This is a genomic window from Actinacidiphila glaucinigra, from assembly GCF_900188405.1.
In the GTDB taxonomy this organism is placed as follows: Bacteria; Actinomycetota; Actinomycetes; order Streptomycetales; family Streptomycetaceae; genus Actinacidiphila; species Actinacidiphila glaucinigra.
Window position 1 is genome coordinate 88,922 of sequence record NZ_FZOF01000005.1, and the last position, 15,888, is coordinate 104,809.

Consider the following 15,888-nt stretch of genomic DNA (forward strand, 5'->3'; position numbering starts at 1 on the left):
AGCATTCTTCGGCGCGTCAGAGACATTCCGCATCCTGTTCGGTCGTCGGCGCCGTGCGCGGGCAGCACGGCATGGCGAGGGGGGACGAGGGAGGCACGCGAAACACCCGGTCGTGGAGCGCGGTACCGGGCCCGCCAAGCCTGGCAAAGGGAGGGTCCGGTCCGCAAGGAGTGGTTCAGCCACTCATCCACTTTGTCGCTCAGCCACTTGCCCGGTGGTGGCCGGCGGCGGCAACGACGCGACCCCGTACGGGCCTTGGGGCGCGGCCGTACGGGGTCGCCGAAGGGACTGGAGGGGGCCGGAGGGGCCGGCCCACCGGGGTGCGGGGAGGCGGCGGTCAGCTGTTGGCGTTCAGGACGGGGTAGTAGCCGCTCGAGTGGCCCCTGGCGGTGGGGTGGTAGGACTCCCAGCTCGGCGAGACGACCAGGGAGTGCAACCAGTCGTCGCCCGAGCAGAGTTCATGGCCGTTGAAGGTCCCCCGGACGTCGCCGAAGACGAAGCCGTGGGCCGCGGCCCGGGCGGCGATGACACCGTCGAGGACGTCCGCGGCCTCGTCGATCTTGCGGTGCTTGGTGTCGGAGAGTCCGACGCACAGGACGTTCAGGGTGTACACGCGGGGATAACCGAGGACGACGACCTTGGCGTTGGGGGCTTTGGCGCGGATCGCGTTGTAGGTGGCGTCCAGCCGGGCGGGGAGGGTGTTGCGGGCGTAGGTCTCCGCTTGGTTGACCCGGTTGACGCAGTCGGTGTCGGAACCCACCACACAGGTCGTCATGACGTCGGAGAAGCCGGCGTCGTTGCCGCCGATGGTGAGCGAGACCAGACCGGTGGAGGCGTTCAGCGGGCCGAGCTGGCCGTTCGTCACATCTGTGGTCACCGCACCCGAGCAGGAGGTGTCGGCGAAGGAGGAGGGGGCGTGGGCGTTCTTCCACAGGTACGGGTAGGCGCTGAAACTCCGGTGGCAACTGCCGCTCGCGCTGTCGTAGTTGCCCGCGCCGTTGCCGGCGGAGTACGAGTCCCCCAGCGCGACGTAGGCGGGCCCGGCGGCGTGCGCCGGGGTGGTCCACAACAGGCCGAAGGCCAGGGTGACGATCAGGGTGGTCAGGGCCGACAACGACGTGGTGCGTCTCACGGAACCTCCCTGGACGGGAAACTGACTACCACTTGGTAACCCCGGAGCCGGTCCGAGGGGAAGTGTCCATGACAATGGAATGTTAAAATTTCTTCGCGCGTAGATCTCCTGTTCGGCTCCCCGCCGCCCCAGGGGCGGGGCGGCGCCGGGCGGCCGATGGCAGGATGCTTGCGGTAGTGCCCGGACACGCCACCGGGTGGGAGAGCAGAAGGAGACCCGTTGAGCCGCGGGAAGAACCATCACGTCGCCGTGCTCGTCCTGGAGGGCGCCAAGCCGCTCGACGTCGGGATCCCGGCGCAGGTGTTCTCCAGCCGGCCGAGCATGCCCTACGAGGTGCGGGTGTGCGGCGCCGCACCCGGGCTGGTGACCGGCGGCGACGGGCTGTCGTACCACGTGGCGGAGGGGCTGGAGGCGTTCGAGGACGCCGACACCGTCTTCATCCCCGGCTACCGGGAGCCCGCCGGCACCGAACCCCCGGCGGCCGTGGTCGGCGCGCTGATGGCGGCCCACGAACGCGGGACCCGCCTCGCGGCCATCTCCACCGGGGCGTTCGCGCTGGCGGCGACCGGCCTGCTCGACGGCAAGCGGGCCACGACCCACTGGCACTACACCAAGGCCCTCGCCGAGCGGCATCCGCTGGTACGGGTGGACGAGAACGTGCTGTTCGTGGACGAGGGCGACGTGCTCACCTCGGCCGGAGCGGCGTCCGGCATCGACCTGTGCCTGCACCTGGTGCGACGCGACCACGGTGTCGGGCTGTCCAACCACGTGGCGCGGCGGCTGGTGGCGGCGCCCTACCGCAGCGGCGGCCAGGCCCAGTACGTCCCCCGGAGCGTGCCCGAGCCGCTCGGCGACCTGTTCGCGGGCACTCGCGAGTGGGCGCTGGCACACCTCGCCGAACCGCTCACGCTCGACACCCTCGCCCGCAACGCCCGGGTGTCGGCCCGCACCTTCTCACGGCGCTTCGTGGAGGACACCGGCTACACCCCGATGCAGTGGGTGCTCCGCGCCCGCGTCGACCTCGCCCGCGAACTGCTGGAACGCACCGAGCTGGGCGTGGAGCAGATCGCCGACCGCGTCGGCCTCGGCACCGGCGCCAACCTGCGCCTGCACTTCCACCGCATCCTCGGCACCTCCCCGACGGAGTACCGGAACACCTTCTCCGCCTGAGTGGCGGGATCCTTGCGGACCATGGCGAAAGGTCTGGCGAGATCCTTGCGCATGCTGTCGTTCAGGCCACTGCCGAAGCGGCGCCCCGCTGCGGAGCATGGAGGCGGCAACGAAAGGAACCCCCCATGACCCGCATCGCCGTCAACGGATTCGGCCGCATCGGACGCAACACCCTCCGCGCCCTCGTCGAGCGGGGCAGCGACCTCGAAGTGGTCGCCGTCAACGACCTCACCGCGCCCGAGTCCCTCGCGCACCTGCTCAAGTTCGACAGCTCGCTCGGCCGGCTGGGCCGCACCGTCGAGGTGGACGGCTCCGATCTGGTCGTCGACGGCCGCCGGATCAAGGTGCTCGCCGAGCGCGAGCCTGCCAAGCTGCCGTGGGCCGAACTGGGCGTCGACGTCGTGCTGGAGTCCACCGGCCGCTTCACCTCGGCGGAGGCCGCCCGCGCGCACCTGACCGCCGGCGCCAAGCGGGTCCTGGTCAGCGCCCCCTCCGACGGCGCGGACGTCACCCTCGCGTACGGCGTCAACACCGACGAGTACGACCCGGCCCGGCACGTCATCGTCTCGAACGCCTCGTGCACCACGAACGCCCTGGCCCCGCTCGCTTCCGTACTGGACGACCTGGCCGGCATCGAGCACGGCTTCATGACTACGGTGCACGCCTACACCCAGGAGCAGAACCTCCAGGACGGCCCGCACCGCGACATGCGCCGCGCCCGTGCCGCCGGCGTGAACATCGTCCCCACCACCACCGGGGCCGCCAAGGCCATCGGCAAGGTGCTGCCGAACCTCGACGGCAAGCTCTCGGGCGACTCGATCCGTGTGCCCGTACCGGTGGGCTCGATCGTCGAGCTCAACACCACGGTCTCCCGCGAGGTCACCCTCGAGCAGGTGCTGGACGCCTACCGCGCCGCCGCCGACGGCAAGCTGAAGGGCGTCCTCGACTACGCCACCGAGCCGCTGGTCTCCAGCGACATCACCGGCCACCCGGCCTCGTCGATCTTCGACGCCGCCCTCACCCGCGTCGAGGGCCGCCACATCAAGGTCGTGGCCTGGTACGACAACGAGTGGGGCTTCTCCAACCGCGTCGTCGACACCCTCGAACTCCTCGCCCGCGCCTGACAGTCGTCGCCCGGGGGCCGGCCGAAGGTGCCGGCCCCCGGGCCACGGGGATAGGATCACGCGCCGTGGCGACCCCGGGCTTCATCGACTGCTGCGGCGGGCCGGACCTCGTGTGGGTGCGGACGCTGTACGAGTCCCACCACGACCAGGAGTCCCTGCTGCGCTGCGCGGCCTGCCGCACCTTCTGGTTCCACCGCTTCCACGAGTTCCCCGACTGGTCGGGCGGCGGCGACGATCTGACGACCTGGTACACCCGGCTCACCACCGACGAGGGCGAGCGCCTCCGCGACGCCGCCGAGCCCACCGCCGTGGACCTCTCCTTCCTCGGGACGCGCCCGAGCTGGATGGACGACGCCCGCGGCTCCCGCCGGGTCGACGGCGCTCCGGACCACCCCCACGGCTGAGCGGCCCGGCCACGGGCAGCGGGGACGACGGACCGCAGCGGCGCCGCATCCGGATCTCCGGACACGGCGCCGGGGGCGGCCCGCGCGGCCGTCAGCGTCCGAGCAGGAAGTCGTGGACCGCCCGGCGGCCCTCGTCGCTCGCGGCGCGGCTCTGGACGGAGTGGGCGACGCCGGCGACCACGACGACCCGGGCCCACGGGGTCAGCTTCTTCTGGGCGTACACCCATTCCACGGGTGTCGACAGGTCCCGGTCGCCGCCGAGCAGCAGCACCGGGACGCCGGGGAGGCGGCGGTGCGCGGCGGGCAGGGGCGGGGCGGGGGTGCGGGGCCAGTCGAGGCAGCTGAGCATGGAGCCGAGCCCGGTCGCCGTGGCGGCGTCGAAGGGGCCGTGGTCGGCCGGGGTGAGTTCGGCGCCCGCCTTCTCCAGCGCGGCGCGGCGGCCTGCGACCGGGGCGTCCGACCGGCCCCAGGGGTAGCGGCCGTCGAGGCACAGCGTCGAGGCGTGGAGTCCCTGGCTGAGCTCCTCCGCGCTCGCCGCGCTGCCCTGCCGTACGCCCTGGATGAGGCCGCCCAGCAGTCCGGGGTCCCCCTCGGCGGCCTGGTGGAGGGCGTCGATCATCTCCGCGTAGTCCGGGTCGACGAACCCCCAGGTGGTCACGGCGTCCAGCACGTCGACCCCGTTGTCGTAGGTGTCCACGACCTCGGCGAGGTCGGCCGCCGGGTCCGTGGTGCAGCCGATGCTCTCGCACGCCTCCGTCAGCACGCGTGGCGCGGCCCGCATGGCGGCGAGGTCCATCGGGTCGTAACCGGTCTGCGGCACCACCGAGTCCAGCACCAACCGGGCCACGCGCCCGGGGTGGGCGAGGGCGTACCGCTCGGCGGTGTACGTGCCGTACGAGACCCCGTCGAGGGTCAGCTTCCGCACGCCCAGTGCGCGGCGGAGCAGTTCCAGGTCGGCGACCGTGTCGCCGGTGCTGTAGAAGCGGCGGTCGGTGCCGATGGCCGCGGCGCAGTCCCGCACCGCGCCCGCGGTGGGCGGTGTGAGGTCGGACGACCCCATCTGGGCCTGCAGTTCGGGGCACTGCAGGGCGTTGCCGCCGGTGCCTCGCTGGTCGATCATGACGAGGCGGTAGTCCTTCAGCACCGGCTCCATGGCCTTGGCGATCCGTTCCACGAAGGGGACGCCCGGCTGCCCGGGGCCGCCCGTCAGGAACAGCAGGACCCCCTTGGGAGCGTTCGCGTTGTCCCCCATGGCGACCTTCAGGCCCAGCCGGCCCCGCACCGCGCCGCTGTGGTCGAGCGGAACTGTCAGCGTGGCGCAGCTGAAGCCCTCCAGGCCGGGGCACGCCGCGGTGCCGGAGAGCCCCCCGCTCCCCCCGGACGGCCCCGCGGCGCCCCGGTCCTGGGCCGACGACGTACAGGTGCCCGACACCATCAGCAGGCCGGCGGCGGCCAGCGCCACCGCCGCGCGCGCTCCGGACCTCCGCGTCCCCCGTGCCTTTCCGGATCTGCGCATCGCCCGCATCGCACGTACCCCCGCCTTCCGGTGTTCTCCGTGCCCCTGTCGTCCGTCGGCCATCAGACTGCGCCAACAGGGCTCGCCACGGCGAGACTCCGTGCCACGATTCGAGCACGTTCGAAAGCAACCCGGGGCAAGGGGCGGCAGGCAGAAGGATGATCGAACTCACCGTGGACGCGGCCGGGCTGGCACGCTCCCGCTTCGTGGTCTCGCCGCTGCACGAGGTCGCGGCGACGTTGCTGCCCTGGGGTCTGCGCCCGGACCCGGAGGCCGATCCATGGGTGACCCGCGCCCGTCGTGTGCTGCGTCGCGCGCGGCTGCCGCTGCTGTCGGAACTGGCGCTCGACGGCGGCGGCTACCTGCCGGACTTCCTCAGCCCGCATCCGTCCGGCCCCTCGCCCACCGTCGAGGAGGAACTGGACCGGGTCCGTGCCACGCCGCCCGGCCGGGTCCTCGACGAACTGGAGGCGTTACGCAACGGCCGCCCCTGCAACGGGCTGGCCGGAGCGGAGCTGCCGCCCGGAGTGCGGCGCGCGATGGCGCGGGGCGGCGGACACGTCGCCCGGCAGGTCGCGGAGGAGCTGCGGCGGTACTGGGAGCTCGCCTTCGCCCCGCACTGGCCCGACGCGAAGGCCGCGCTCGACGCGGAGGTCGACCGCTGCGCGGGGGTGCTGGCCCGGCAGGGCGCCGCGGGGCTGTTCAACTCGCTGCACCCGGGGATCCGGTGGGCCGACGGCACGCTGCGCGTCGACAGCCGCTTCACGGTGGGGATCCCCGTTCCCCTGGTGATCGTGGTGCCGTCGCTGGTGGCGACGGGGCCGGCGGTGGTCGTGGACCCGGTGCCCGGCGGGCGGCGGCCGCCGATGGTGGCCTATCCGGTGCGGGACCGGCCCGTCGCTCCGGTGCCCCCGTCGGCCGAGCTGGCCGGGCTGCTCGGTCCCACCCGCGCGGGACTCCTCGGGGCGCTGGCGCTGCCGGCGTCCACCACGCAGCTCGCGGCGCGCCACTTCCTCAGTGCGGCGACGGTCTCGTACCACCTGGGCGTGCTGCACCGGGCCGGGCTGGTGACCCGTACCCGGTCGGGGCGGACGGTGCTGTACCGGCGTACACCCGCCGGATCACGTCTGGCGGGCAGGAGCTGATGCCGGTGCCCCCGGCCCGCACCACGGCGGGCCGGGGGCACGGACCGGTCACGCCGGGACGGTCTCCCCGGGCAGGGCGAGGTCGAGGTCGACCAGCCGCTCGTCCCCGGCGTGTGTGGCCGCCGAGGCGAGGGGGCCGTGCCCCGTCGCGAGGGCGGCGAGCACGTACGGGCCCGCGGCCGGGACGGCGAGCGCGTAGCTGCCGTCCTCCGCCGAGAGCGTCGCGCCGGCCTGCCGGCCGCGGCGGTCGATGAGGGTGACCTTGGCCCGGGCGACCGGAGCGCCCCCGGCTCCCACGACCCGGCCGCGGAAGCCGCTCAGGACCTGCTCCGCGGACGCCGGGGCGGCCTGCTCCTCGCTGCCGGCCCGCAGCCGCAGCCCGGTGCTCCGGCCGGGCAGGCCGAAGGCGAGCAGAAGGCCGACGAGGACGGCGCCGGTGGCGATGAGGAACGAGAGGCGGAAGCCGTGCATGGTCGGGACGGCGACACCGTTGACCTGCACCGCGCTGTTGGCCAGCACCATGCCGATCACCGCGCTGGACACCGAGGTGCCGACGGACCGCATCAGGGTGTTGAGGCCGTTGGCCGCGCCCGTCTCCGAGGCAGGCACCGCGCCGATGATGAGCGCGGGCAGCGAGGAGTACGCCAGGCCGATGCCGGCGCCGAGGATCACCGAGGTGAGGATCGTCTGCCAGACGGCGTCCATCAGGCCGATGCCGCCGCCGTAGCCGGCGCCGATCACCAGCAGGCCGATGATCAGCGTGGTCTTCGGGCCGAAGCGGGCGGACAGCCGGGCGTAGACCGGGGCGGTGAACATCATGGTCAGGCCGAGCGGGGCCACGGCCAGACCGGCGACGACCATGGACTGGCCGAGGCCGGCGCCGGTGGCGGTGGGCAGCTGCAGCAGCTGCGGCAGGACGAGGGACACGACGTAGAAGCTGACCCCGACCATGATCGAGGCGAGGTTGGTGAGCAGCACCTCACGGCGGGCGGTGGTGCGCAGGTCGACCAGCGGGGCCTTGACCCGCAGCTCCATCACGCCCCACAGCAGCAGGACGACGGCGGAGGCGCCGAACAGCCCGAGGGTGGTGCCGGACGACCATCCCCAGTCGCTGCCCTTGGTGATCGGCAGCAGGAAGAGGATCAGACCGGTCGACAGGCCCAGCGCGCCGGGCAGGTCGAAGGAGCCCTTGGCGCGCATCGGGGACTCCGGCACGACGGCCAGGGCGAGGACGATGGCGAGCACGCCGAGGCCGGCCGCGGCGTAGAAGAGCGCGTGCCAGTTCGCGTGCTGGGCGATCAGCGCCGCGCCGGGCAGCGCGAGGCCACCGCCGACGCCGATGGAGGAGCTCATCAGGGCCATCGCCGATCCGAGGCGCTCACGCGGCAGCATGTCGCGCATCAGCCCGATGCCGAGCGGGATGGCGCCCATGGCGAAGCCCTGCAGCGTACGGCCCACGATCATGGTGAGCAGCTCACTGGTGACGGCGCTGATCACGGCGCCGACGACCATGACCGAGAGGCTGCCGATGAGCATGCGGCGCTTGCCGTAGAGGTCGCCGAGGCGGCCCATGATCGGGGTGGCCACGGCGCCTGCGAGCAGGGTGGAGGTCAGCACCCAGGTCGCGTTGCTCGGCGCGGTGTCCAGCAGCTGCGGCAGGTCCTTGATGACCGGGACGAGCAGGGTCTGCATGACCGCGACAACGATGCCCACGAAGGCGAGTACCGGGACGACCGCCCCACTGGTTCTCCGGGCGGGCAGATCGGTCGTCGTGAGCGTCATGGGATGAGGCCTCCGGGCAGAGGTAGGACCGTGGTGATGGTCGTGCGTGTGATGTACGTGGTGTGCAACCCCGTATGCCGAGGCAACTATTCCGCCGCCCGGAAACCATAAAACATGCATTTGACCGGCTTATTTGGCTTTGGTGCCGACGTACCGGGATCCCAGGGGCCACACCAGCCCCATCTGTGACCGCTCTGTGATCTTCCTGCGCACAACGCTGCGGATGCCCGGCAGGTCTGAAGGACGTGTGCCCAGGACGGCGCACCCCTCAGACTCCGACATCCGACCGACAGCCGACAAGGAAACGTTGATGAGACGTCCCGTCCGCAGATCCGCCTTCCGGGCAGTGATCGGACTCGTGGCGGCCGCCGCTCTGGCCGCCGGTTTTGGTCCCGCCTCCACCGCCTTCGCCGAGGACGGCACCCCGCTGCCGGTCGCGATCACCGGCAAGAGCCACGTGGACCTGTCGCTCCAGAGCGACGGCGAGGACTCGGACGAGCCCCAGGTCACCCTGCGGCTCGCCGCGCCCGGCAGCGACGAGCCCGGCGACGACGGGGTGATCCCGGTCGTCCACCAGGGCCCGTACACGATCAAGATCGACGCGAGCGGCCTCGACGGCGTCGCCGCCGTGAAGCTGCCCTGCGGCGCGAAGGGTCTGACCGCCGTCTGCGACGGCTACGAGATCAACGCCGGGGAGACCTACAACGAGATCGGCGACATCCGCCTCTCCGTCGACGCCGACAGCGCCGCCGGGGACTTCGGCACCATCAAGGTGACCGGCGAGGGCGAGGGCGTCGACTTCGCGCCCCTCACCATCGACGTGCTGGTCGGCGGGCCGGAACTGCTGGGCCGCAAGCTGTCCGAGCCCAAGGGCCTCGCCGCCGGCGACACCTACGAGGCACCGGTCGGCTTCCGCAACGTCGGCGGCATGGCGGCCGACGGCACCGTGCTGCACTTCCACGGCTCGCGCGGGCTGAGCTTCCCCGACAGCTACGGCAACTGCGCCTACAAGGCGACCACCGACGGGCCGCTGCTGCGCCAGGGCACCGACGCGATCTGCACCTTCACCGGCACCTACAAGGCCGGCACGGCGTACGCCCTGTCCGAGCCGCTGAAGGTGAAGACGGCCGACTTCGCCCTCAACGACATCGTCAACTACGGGTTCTCCGCGGTCGGCGCGCAGAAGGCCAAGGCCCTGATGGCCAACGACGGCTACACCCCGGGCACCGGCGCTCCGATGACCCTCGAGGAGGTCCCCGGCGCCTCCGCGGGTGACTACGCGCGCTACGCCGAACTCGACCTGCCCACCCACAGCACCTACGACCTCGTGCTGACCGGCGCCTCCGCCCAGGGCGAGGCCGGTGACACCGTAAAGGCGGAGATCGGCTTCCGCAACGACGGACCGGGCTGGATCAGCGCGCTGCGCAACGGTGGTGAGCCGGTCAGCTTCACCGTCGCCGTGCCCGAGGGCGCGAAGGTCACCAAGAGCCCCGAGCGCTGCAACCTCACGAACATCGACGAGGGCGTCAAGGGCTACGTGTGCTGGGTGGAGACCCCGCTGCTGGAGAAGACGAAGCTGAGCTTCCCGTTCGAGCTGCGCATCGACAGGGTCGTGAAGAACGCCCGGGGCAAGGTCGCCCTGCCGACGTGGGACAACCCGGTCGAACCCGAGCAGTCCAACAACACCGCCTGGATCGTGCTGAACGGCACCGGCGACGGCGGCGGCGACGGCTCGCAGGGGTCCTCCGGCGACCCGTCGGCCACCCCGCACCCCACGGCCTCCGGCGACGACGCCTCGGGCTCCACCGGTACGTCCGGCAGCGACGGGACCTCGTCCTCCGGCGGTGACTCCGGCGGCGGCCTCGCCTTCACCGGCGCCGGCGGCGCACTGCTCCTCGGCGGCTCCGCGCTGCTGGCCCTCGGGCTGGGCGCAGTGATCATCGTCTTCGTACGGCGCAGGAGCGCCGCCTGACGCCGCACCGCCGCCACGCGACGGCCGCCGCACCCCTCGGGGCGCGGCGGCCGTCGTCGTACGGGGTGACCACGCGGGGGCGTCGCGAGAGGTCTACCGCCCGCCGAGCGCCATCGGCGCGCCGGTGAAGGCGTCGAGCAGGATCCGCCCGCCGAGCGGCCGGTCCAGGCAGACCGTCACCGGCTCGATGAGCAGCTGCTTGGTGCACGGGCCGTCGTCCGCGGCGAGGACCGTACCGCGGAGCACCACGCTGTCGCGGGTCTCCAGCACCTCCACGGCCGGACCGCCGTCACAGCCGCCGTGTCCCGCCAGGACGGTGACACTCCGGCCGTCCCCGGCGACCTTCCGCAGCCCGTGGAGCCGCCACCCCTCGTCGGTGGCCTCGGACAGGGAGGCGATCGGCGCGCGCGGCTGCCGCGCGGGGTCGACCGCGGCGCGCACCAGCGGGGAGTCGTAGCCCTCGAGCGTGAAGTGCCAGGCGGGGACGCGGGCCCGGCCGCGGCTGGTGAGCAGGGTCATCTCGCCGAAGGTCGCCTTGGTGACGGTCAGCGGGTCCTCACGGCCCTCCGGGCCCTCGTCGATCAGGTCGTACGTCTCCCGCGCCGTCATCGGTGCGGCGGGGCTCGACGTGCCGTCCGCCCAGCGGATGCGGCCCTCCCGCTCGGTGCGGGGCAGCGTTCCGCGGTGCTCGAAGTTCCGCGTGAGGTAGGCCAGTTTGTCGGCGTCGGTGCCGAACGCGTTGTCCGGGAGGCGGACGACGTCCTCCAGCGGGTAGAAGCCCTCGCGCCACGCTCGCGCAGCCTCCGAACCCTCCCAGGCCTCGGCTACCTTCCGCATGCGCGCGGCGGCCTCGGCGCTGTCGTCCGTGCCGGACCCCGTCAGCGTTCCGCATCCGGCGGATCCCAGGAGCAGGCAGACGACTCCCACCAGCACGAACGGTCTCATGGCGCCTCCCCGGGCAGCGGGCCCCCTCGGACCCTGCCGATGTGACGCGCCGCCCCGGCAACGGGTTCCGCCCGCTCGGGAGGAGACCCCTCCTCATGGAAGGTCAGGCGACCGTGCCCAGATCGGCGGTCAGCCAGCGTTCCGGCCGCATACGGACCACGACGTGATCGGCGAGTTCCACCTCCGCCATGGCCGCGAATCTGTCGAGTGCCCCACCCGAGAGGTAACGGCCGGCCATCTCGCGGTGAAGCGTGCCGCTCCCCTCGCTCACCTCGGCGACCGGCCCTTCGACCGAAACGTACCGGGGCGTCGGCTCCGTGCGCTGGACCAGCAGGCTGAAGCGGCCCGCCGCCCTGATCAGGCTCATCTTCCGGGAGTCCGCGCCGGTGAGGATCCACGGCAGACCGCCGGGCTCGTAGGCGTACCAGATCGGAATCATCAACGGCCCGCGGTCGTCGCCGGCCGCGACGCCCAGCGCGGCCACATGCGGCTCGGCCAGAAAGCTTTCGCGTTCTTCCCGTGAGAGTTCCATTCCCCGACTGTAGGCCCGGCCACCGACAGCGCCGCCGCGAAGATGAACGGCCAGATGGTCGCACCGGCCGAAACACGCCGCAAGGCACGGGGAACGACCTCGCGAAATGCCGTACCGGCTTCGCGGAACACGCCGGGACGGCCGGGTAGCGTCGCCCTCACCCGCGGCCCCGAGGGGCCGTCCCACCTGCGACCGGGAGCACCGCCATGCCCGCGTACGGATTCTTCGTGGAGTTCGAGGCCCGACCGGGGCGGGAGGAGGACGTCGCCCGCTTCCTCGTCGACGCCAAGGCGCTGGTGGACGCGGAACCGGGGACGCTGACCTGGTTCGCCTTCCGCCTGGGGCCGTCCTCCTTCCGCATCTTCGACGCCTTCGAGACCGAGGAGGACCGCGAGACGCACCTGCGGGGCAAGGTGCGGCAGCGCATCGAGGCGCTCGGCGACGAACTGTTCGCCGTACCGCCCGTCATCACACCGGTCGAGGTGCTCGCGGCGAAGCTGCCCGGCTGACGGGGCGAAGGGTACGCCAGGGACCGGGCCCGGGGGGGCACCCCCCGGGCCTCGGAGGGCGTCCGTGGTCGGCGCACACTGTGAACGGAATATTCACGCCGTACAACAGCGCTGGTCAGGAAAGCTCCACCGGCGCGGGCCTCTACTGAGTCCGCGAACCCTGTTCAGACCGCAAGAAGAGAACAAGAAGAGAAAAAGGTCTCCATGTACCAGCGCATTCTGGTTGCCGTCGACTCGAGCCCCTTCGCCCAGCCCGCCCTGCGCACGGCCGGGGACATGGCCCGGCTGACCGGCGCCGCTGTGCACGTCGTGCACGTGCTCGCCTCGGCGGTCGCCTTCGACACCGTCATGAACCTGGAGGAGGACTCCGACGCCGGCACCGTCGTCGACGCGGCCGTCGCCACGCTCCGCGGCCTCGGTGTGGAGGAGGCCGACGGTGAGGTCGTCCGCGACGTGACCACGCAGGAGGTCGCCGGCGCGATCTCCGCCGCCGCGGAGCAGTTCAAGGCGGACCTCCTGGTCCTCAGCCCCCACCACCGCGGCTCGGTCGCGGCCTTCTTCAACCCCCGCGTCAGCGACGCCGTCGCCCACGCCAGCCGCATCGCGGTGCTGCTCGTCCCCGAGGAGCAGGCCGAGGACGCCGACTCGGCCGTCTGACCCGGCCGGTTCGCGGCCCGTCCGGCGCCGGCGAGCCGGACGGGCCGCGTCCGCGGGGCACCGGTCACGGCGTGGGCACGTGCTCCGGGAGGAGCCCGGCGGCCTTGACGGCGTGCCAGAACTCCTCCGGCACCGGGTGGTCGAAGTACGCGACGCTCTGCGCGACCTCCTCCGGGGAACGGGCACCGACGACCACGCTCGCGACCGCCGGGTGCCCCAGCGGGAAGCGCACGGCCGCCGCGAGCAGCGGCACGTCGTACCTCCGGCACATCTCCCGCCACGCCGCCACCCGCCCGGCCAGTTCCGCGGGCACGGTGGTGTACCCGTGGGGCGCGCCGGGCCGCGGGTCCGCGAGCAGCCCCGACTGGTAGACCCCGGCGGCCATGACGGCGATCCCGCGCTCGGCGCACAGCGGCAGCAACTCGTCCAGGCCCGACTGGTCCAGGAGGTTGTAACGGCCGGCCAGCAGCACGCAGTCCGGCCCCGGGTCGTCGGCGCGCCGCAGGAAGTCGACGGCGACGGAGGCGTGGTTGACCCCGATGGACACCGCCCCGACGACGCCCGCCTCCCGCAGTCCGGCAAGCGCCCGGTAGGCCTCGCCCACGGCGGCCGTGAAGTCCTCGTCGGGGTCGTGGACATGGAGCACGTCGATCCGGTCGAGGCCGAGCCGGACCAGGCTCTCCTCGACGCTGCGCAGCACCCCGGCGTACGAGTAGTCCAGCCGCGGACCCACGCCCGGTGGCGGATCGGCCCAGATCGGCTGGGTGTCGGGGCCTCCCGGTTCGATGAGCCGGCCCACCTTGGTGCACAGCACGAACGCGTCGCGCGGCCGGGCGGCGAGCGCCGCGCCGGTGCGGGTCTCGGAGCGTCCGTAGCCGTAGACGGGGGCGGTGTCGTAGAGCCGGATGCCCAGGTCCCAGGCCCGGTCGAGGACGGCCGCGGCCCGCGCGGCCGGCACGGGCGAGAAGAGCCCGCCCAGTGAGGCCAGTCCCAGCCCGAGCCTGCTGACCCGCAGCGGTGTGCGTCCGAGCGGTACGAGTTCGCCGGCCCGCATGTCGCCCCCTCCTGCCGTACGGTGTCCTGCCTGCGGCAGCCAGGGGATCACGCCCCCGCCCGGCGCACAATCCTCACCGCCGTGCGAGCCCGGTCCGGCGGCGGCCGCGGCGTCGTGTGCCGCGGATGAGCTGCTGCGCGGCGAGGTGTCCCGAGCCGCCGCCGAGGCCGGGTCCGGGGTGGGTGGAGGCGCCGATGTGCCACAGCCCGGGAACGGGGGTGGCATGCCGGGAGGCGCCGGGCAGCGGACGCCACAGCAGGCTCTGGTCGAGTTCGGCCGAGCCGCCGTAGGGGTCGCCGGCCACCGCGTTGGGGTTGTGGGCCGCCAGGTCGGCCGGGGTGACGGCGTCCCAGGCGAGCACCTTGCCGGGCAGGTCGGGGGCGTGGCGGGCCACCCGGGCGAGGACGCGCGCGACGTAGCCCTCGGTCAGTGCCTTCGTCCAGCCGCCGTCGGCGTCGAGTTCGCCCGCCGCGTCGCCGGCCGGCGCGAAGGGCAGTTCCTGGAGCTGGATCCACAGGGCCGCGGCACCCTCCGGGACGCGGGACGGGTCGATCACGTGCTGCTGGCCGACGACCACCGTGGGCCGGCGCGGCAGCAGGCCCGCCTCGGCCTCCGCGCAGGCGATCCCGGTGCTCGCCGAACCGTCGGTCAGGTGGAACAGCGGGACGCCGGCCAGCCGTTCGTCCTGCCAGCCGGGCGGGGCGGAGAGGGCGACGTGCAGCTGCATCGCGGCACGGCCGTAGCGGTAGCGCCGGGCCTGGTCGCGGACCGCGGCGGGCACCGGGGCGTCCTGCGGCAGCAGTTCCCCGTACAGGGCGGTCGGCGTGACCGAGGCGAGGACGGCGTGGCGGGCGTGGATGGGCTCACCGCCGCTGACCACGCCGGTGACCCTGCCGTCGGTGACGAGCAGCCGTTCCACCGGGTGCCCGGTGCGGACGTCGACGTGGAGTTCGCCGAGGAGGGTCTCGAAGGCGCGGACGAAGTTGCGGGCGCCGCCGGCCACGACGGGCATGCCGAAGCCGTGCAGGGAGGCGGCGAGCACGGGCAGCAGCAGTCCGCCCCCTGCGTGGTCCGGGGACAGGCCCGCGTGCAGCAGCCAGGGCACCCACATCGCGTCCGCCTCGTCGCCCCGGAACGCGCCGCGGCAGTAGGAGCGTCCGCTGGTCAGTGCGGACCGCAGCCAGGTCTCGGTGCCGGTGAGCCGCTCGCGGCGCAGCAGCGCGGCGATGTGCCGCAGCGTCCGCGGCGAGCGGGGCTCGCCGCTCAGCAGGCCGCCGATGGCCTCGGCGTTGTCGAGGAAGCGGCCCAGCATCGCCAGGTAGGCGGCCCTGTCCTCGGCGTGGGCGAAGACCTCCGCCGTGGTGGCCGGGTCGCGGTGGGCGAGGAGCACACGGCCGTCGTCGGTGACGGTGCCGGTGACGAAGCCGTCGCCGTTGCGGTACTCGAGGCCGTGGCGGTGCAGGTCCTCGCCGAGGGCGGCGTAGGCCCCTCCGGACACGAACAGCGGGTGCCACGAGGAGTAGGTGTCGTGCAGATAGCCGGGCAGGGTGCGTTCCTCGGTGGCGATGAAACCGCCCAGCCGGTCGCCCTGTTCCAGCAGGGCCACCGACCAGCCGTCCTTGGCCAGTTCGGTGGCGGCGACCAGGCCGTTCACACCGGAACCGACGACGACGGCGTCCACCGTGCGTGCCATCAGCGCTCCTCGGGTCCGTCGCTCCGGGATGCCGCTCCACGGGAACCGGCCGGGCGACGTCCCCGTGCGTCCATGCTCCAGCGTGCGCGCGCGCCGGGACACCCGCACGTCGAGCGGGCCGCCCCAAGGGCGGCCCGCGGCACGCCGACGTCGGCGTTTGCGTCCTCCGGCGGGGCGGTGATCTACTTGCTTGGCGCAGCAAGTAACTTGCGGCCGTGGTGTGACGCCGCAGGGACCGCTGCGAAGCCGGGGG

General features: G+C 73.2%; 14 protein-coding genes. 7 read left to right on the plus strand and 7 right to left on the minus strand.

What is annotated here, in order from left to right; translation table 11 throughout:
• Positions 1–337: 337 nt before the first annotated feature.
• Positions 338–1,132: an SGNH/GDSL hydrolase family protein gene (locus CHF15_RS11590; RefSeq protein WP_375816148.1), complete on the minus strand. Its 795-nt coding sequence runs from the start codon at positions 1,130–1,132 to the stop codon at positions 338–340.
• A 219-nt stretch (positions 1,133–1,351) separates the two neighbouring features.
• Here CHF15_RS11590 and CHF15_RS11595 point away from each other — a divergent pair, with 219 nt between their 5' ends.
• The 3 genes from CHF15_RS11595 (at position 1,352) to CHF15_RS11605 (ending at position 3,830) form a co-directional block, all read left to right on the plus strand.
• Entirely contained in the window at positions 1,352–2,302 is a 951-nt protein-coding gene (locus CHF15_RS11595; RefSeq protein ID WP_089223643.1) for a GlxA family transcriptional regulator, read from the plus strand.
• 125 nt (positions 2,303–2,427) lie between these two features.
• Positions 2,428–3,426, plus strand: a complete 999-nt coding sequence (gene gap, locus CHF15_RS11600; protein WP_089223644.1) for a type I glyceraldehyde-3-phosphate dehydrogenase — start codon at positions 2,428–2,430, stop codon at positions 3,424–3,426.
• A gap of 65 nt (positions 3,427–3,491) precedes the next feature.
• On the plus strand, positions 3,492–3,830 hold the full coding sequence (locus CHF15_RS11605) for a hypothetical protein (RefSeq protein ID WP_089223645.1): 339 nt from the start codon (positions 3,492–3,494) through the stop codon (positions 3,828–3,830).
• Between the two features lie 91 nt (positions 3,831–3,921).
• Here the strand turns inward: CHF15_RS11605 and CHF15_RS11610 are convergent, their stop codons facing one another.
• Complete coding sequence (locus CHF15_RS11610) at positions 3,922–5,346, minus strand: alpha/beta fold hydrolase (RefSeq protein WP_179279748.1); 1,425 nt, start codon at positions 5,344–5,346, stop codon at positions 3,922–3,924.
• A 158-nt stretch (positions 5,347–5,504) separates the two neighbouring features.
• Between CHF15_RS11610 and CHF15_RS11615 the strand changes: the two genes are divergently transcribed.
• Positions 5,505–6,491, plus strand: a complete 987-nt coding sequence (locus tag CHF15_RS11615; protein WP_089223647.1) for an ArsR/SmtB family transcription factor — start codon at positions 5,505–5,507, stop codon at positions 6,489–6,491.
• 48 nt (positions 6,492–6,539) lie between these two features.
• Here CHF15_RS11615 and CHF15_RS11620 read toward each other — a convergent pair whose 3' ends face one another.
• Entirely contained in the window at positions 6,540–8,393 is a 1,854-nt protein-coding gene (locus CHF15_RS11620) for an MFS transporter (RefSeq protein ID WP_265737395.1), read from the minus strand.
• A 190-nt stretch (positions 8,394–8,583) separates the two neighbouring features.
• On the opposite strand from CHF15_RS11620, the gene CHF15_RS11625 reads away from it, so the two are divergent.
• On the plus strand, positions 8,584–10,245 hold the full coding sequence (locus CHF15_RS11625) for a hypothetical protein (protein ID WP_089223649.1): 1,662 nt from the start codon (positions 8,584–8,586) through the stop codon (positions 10,243–10,245).
• 93 nt (positions 10,246–10,338) lie between these two features.
• Here the strand turns inward: CHF15_RS11625 and CHF15_RS11630 are convergent, their stop codons facing one another.
• Positions 10,339–11,190, minus strand: a complete 852-nt coding sequence (locus CHF15_RS11630; RefSeq protein WP_089223650.1) for a hypothetical protein — start codon at positions 11,188–11,190, stop codon at positions 10,339–10,341.
• A gap of 103 nt (positions 11,191–11,293) precedes the next feature.
• Positions 11,294–11,722, minus strand: coding sequence for a pyridoxamine 5'-phosphate oxidase family protein (locus CHF15_RS11635; protein WP_089223651.1), 429 nt, complete (start codon positions 11,720–11,722; stop codon positions 11,294–11,296).
• 206 nt (positions 11,723–11,928) lie between these two features.
• Between CHF15_RS11635 and CHF15_RS11640 the strand changes: the two genes are divergently transcribed.
• Positions 11,929–12,231 carry a putative quinol monooxygenase gene (locus tag CHF15_RS11640; RefSeq protein WP_089223652.1) on the plus strand — a complete coding sequence of 101 codons (303 nt, stop codon included), beginning with the start codon at positions 11,929–11,931 and terminating at the stop codon, positions 12,229–12,231.
• A gap of 204 nt (positions 12,232–12,435) precedes the next feature.
• The gene (locus CHF15_RS11645; RefSeq protein WP_089223653.1) at positions 12,436–12,888 is read left to right on the plus strand and encodes a universal stress protein; all 453 of its coding nucleotides are present in this window, start codon (positions 12,436–12,438) and stop codon (positions 12,886–12,888) included.
• A 64-nt stretch (positions 12,889–12,952) separates the two neighbouring features.
• On the opposite strand, the gene CHF15_RS11650 is transcribed toward CHF15_RS11645, so the two are convergent.
• Complete coding sequence (locus CHF15_RS11650; protein ID WP_089223654.1) at positions 12,953–13,942, minus strand: aldo/keto reductase; 990 nt, start codon at positions 13,940–13,942, stop codon at positions 12,953–12,955.
• A gap of 73 nt (positions 13,943–14,015) precedes the next feature.
• Positions 14,016–15,635, minus strand: coding sequence for a phytoene desaturase family protein (locus CHF15_RS11655; protein ID WP_089223655.1), 1,620 nt, complete (start codon positions 15,633–15,635; stop codon positions 14,016–14,018).
• Positions 15,636–15,888: the final 253 nt, after the last annotated feature.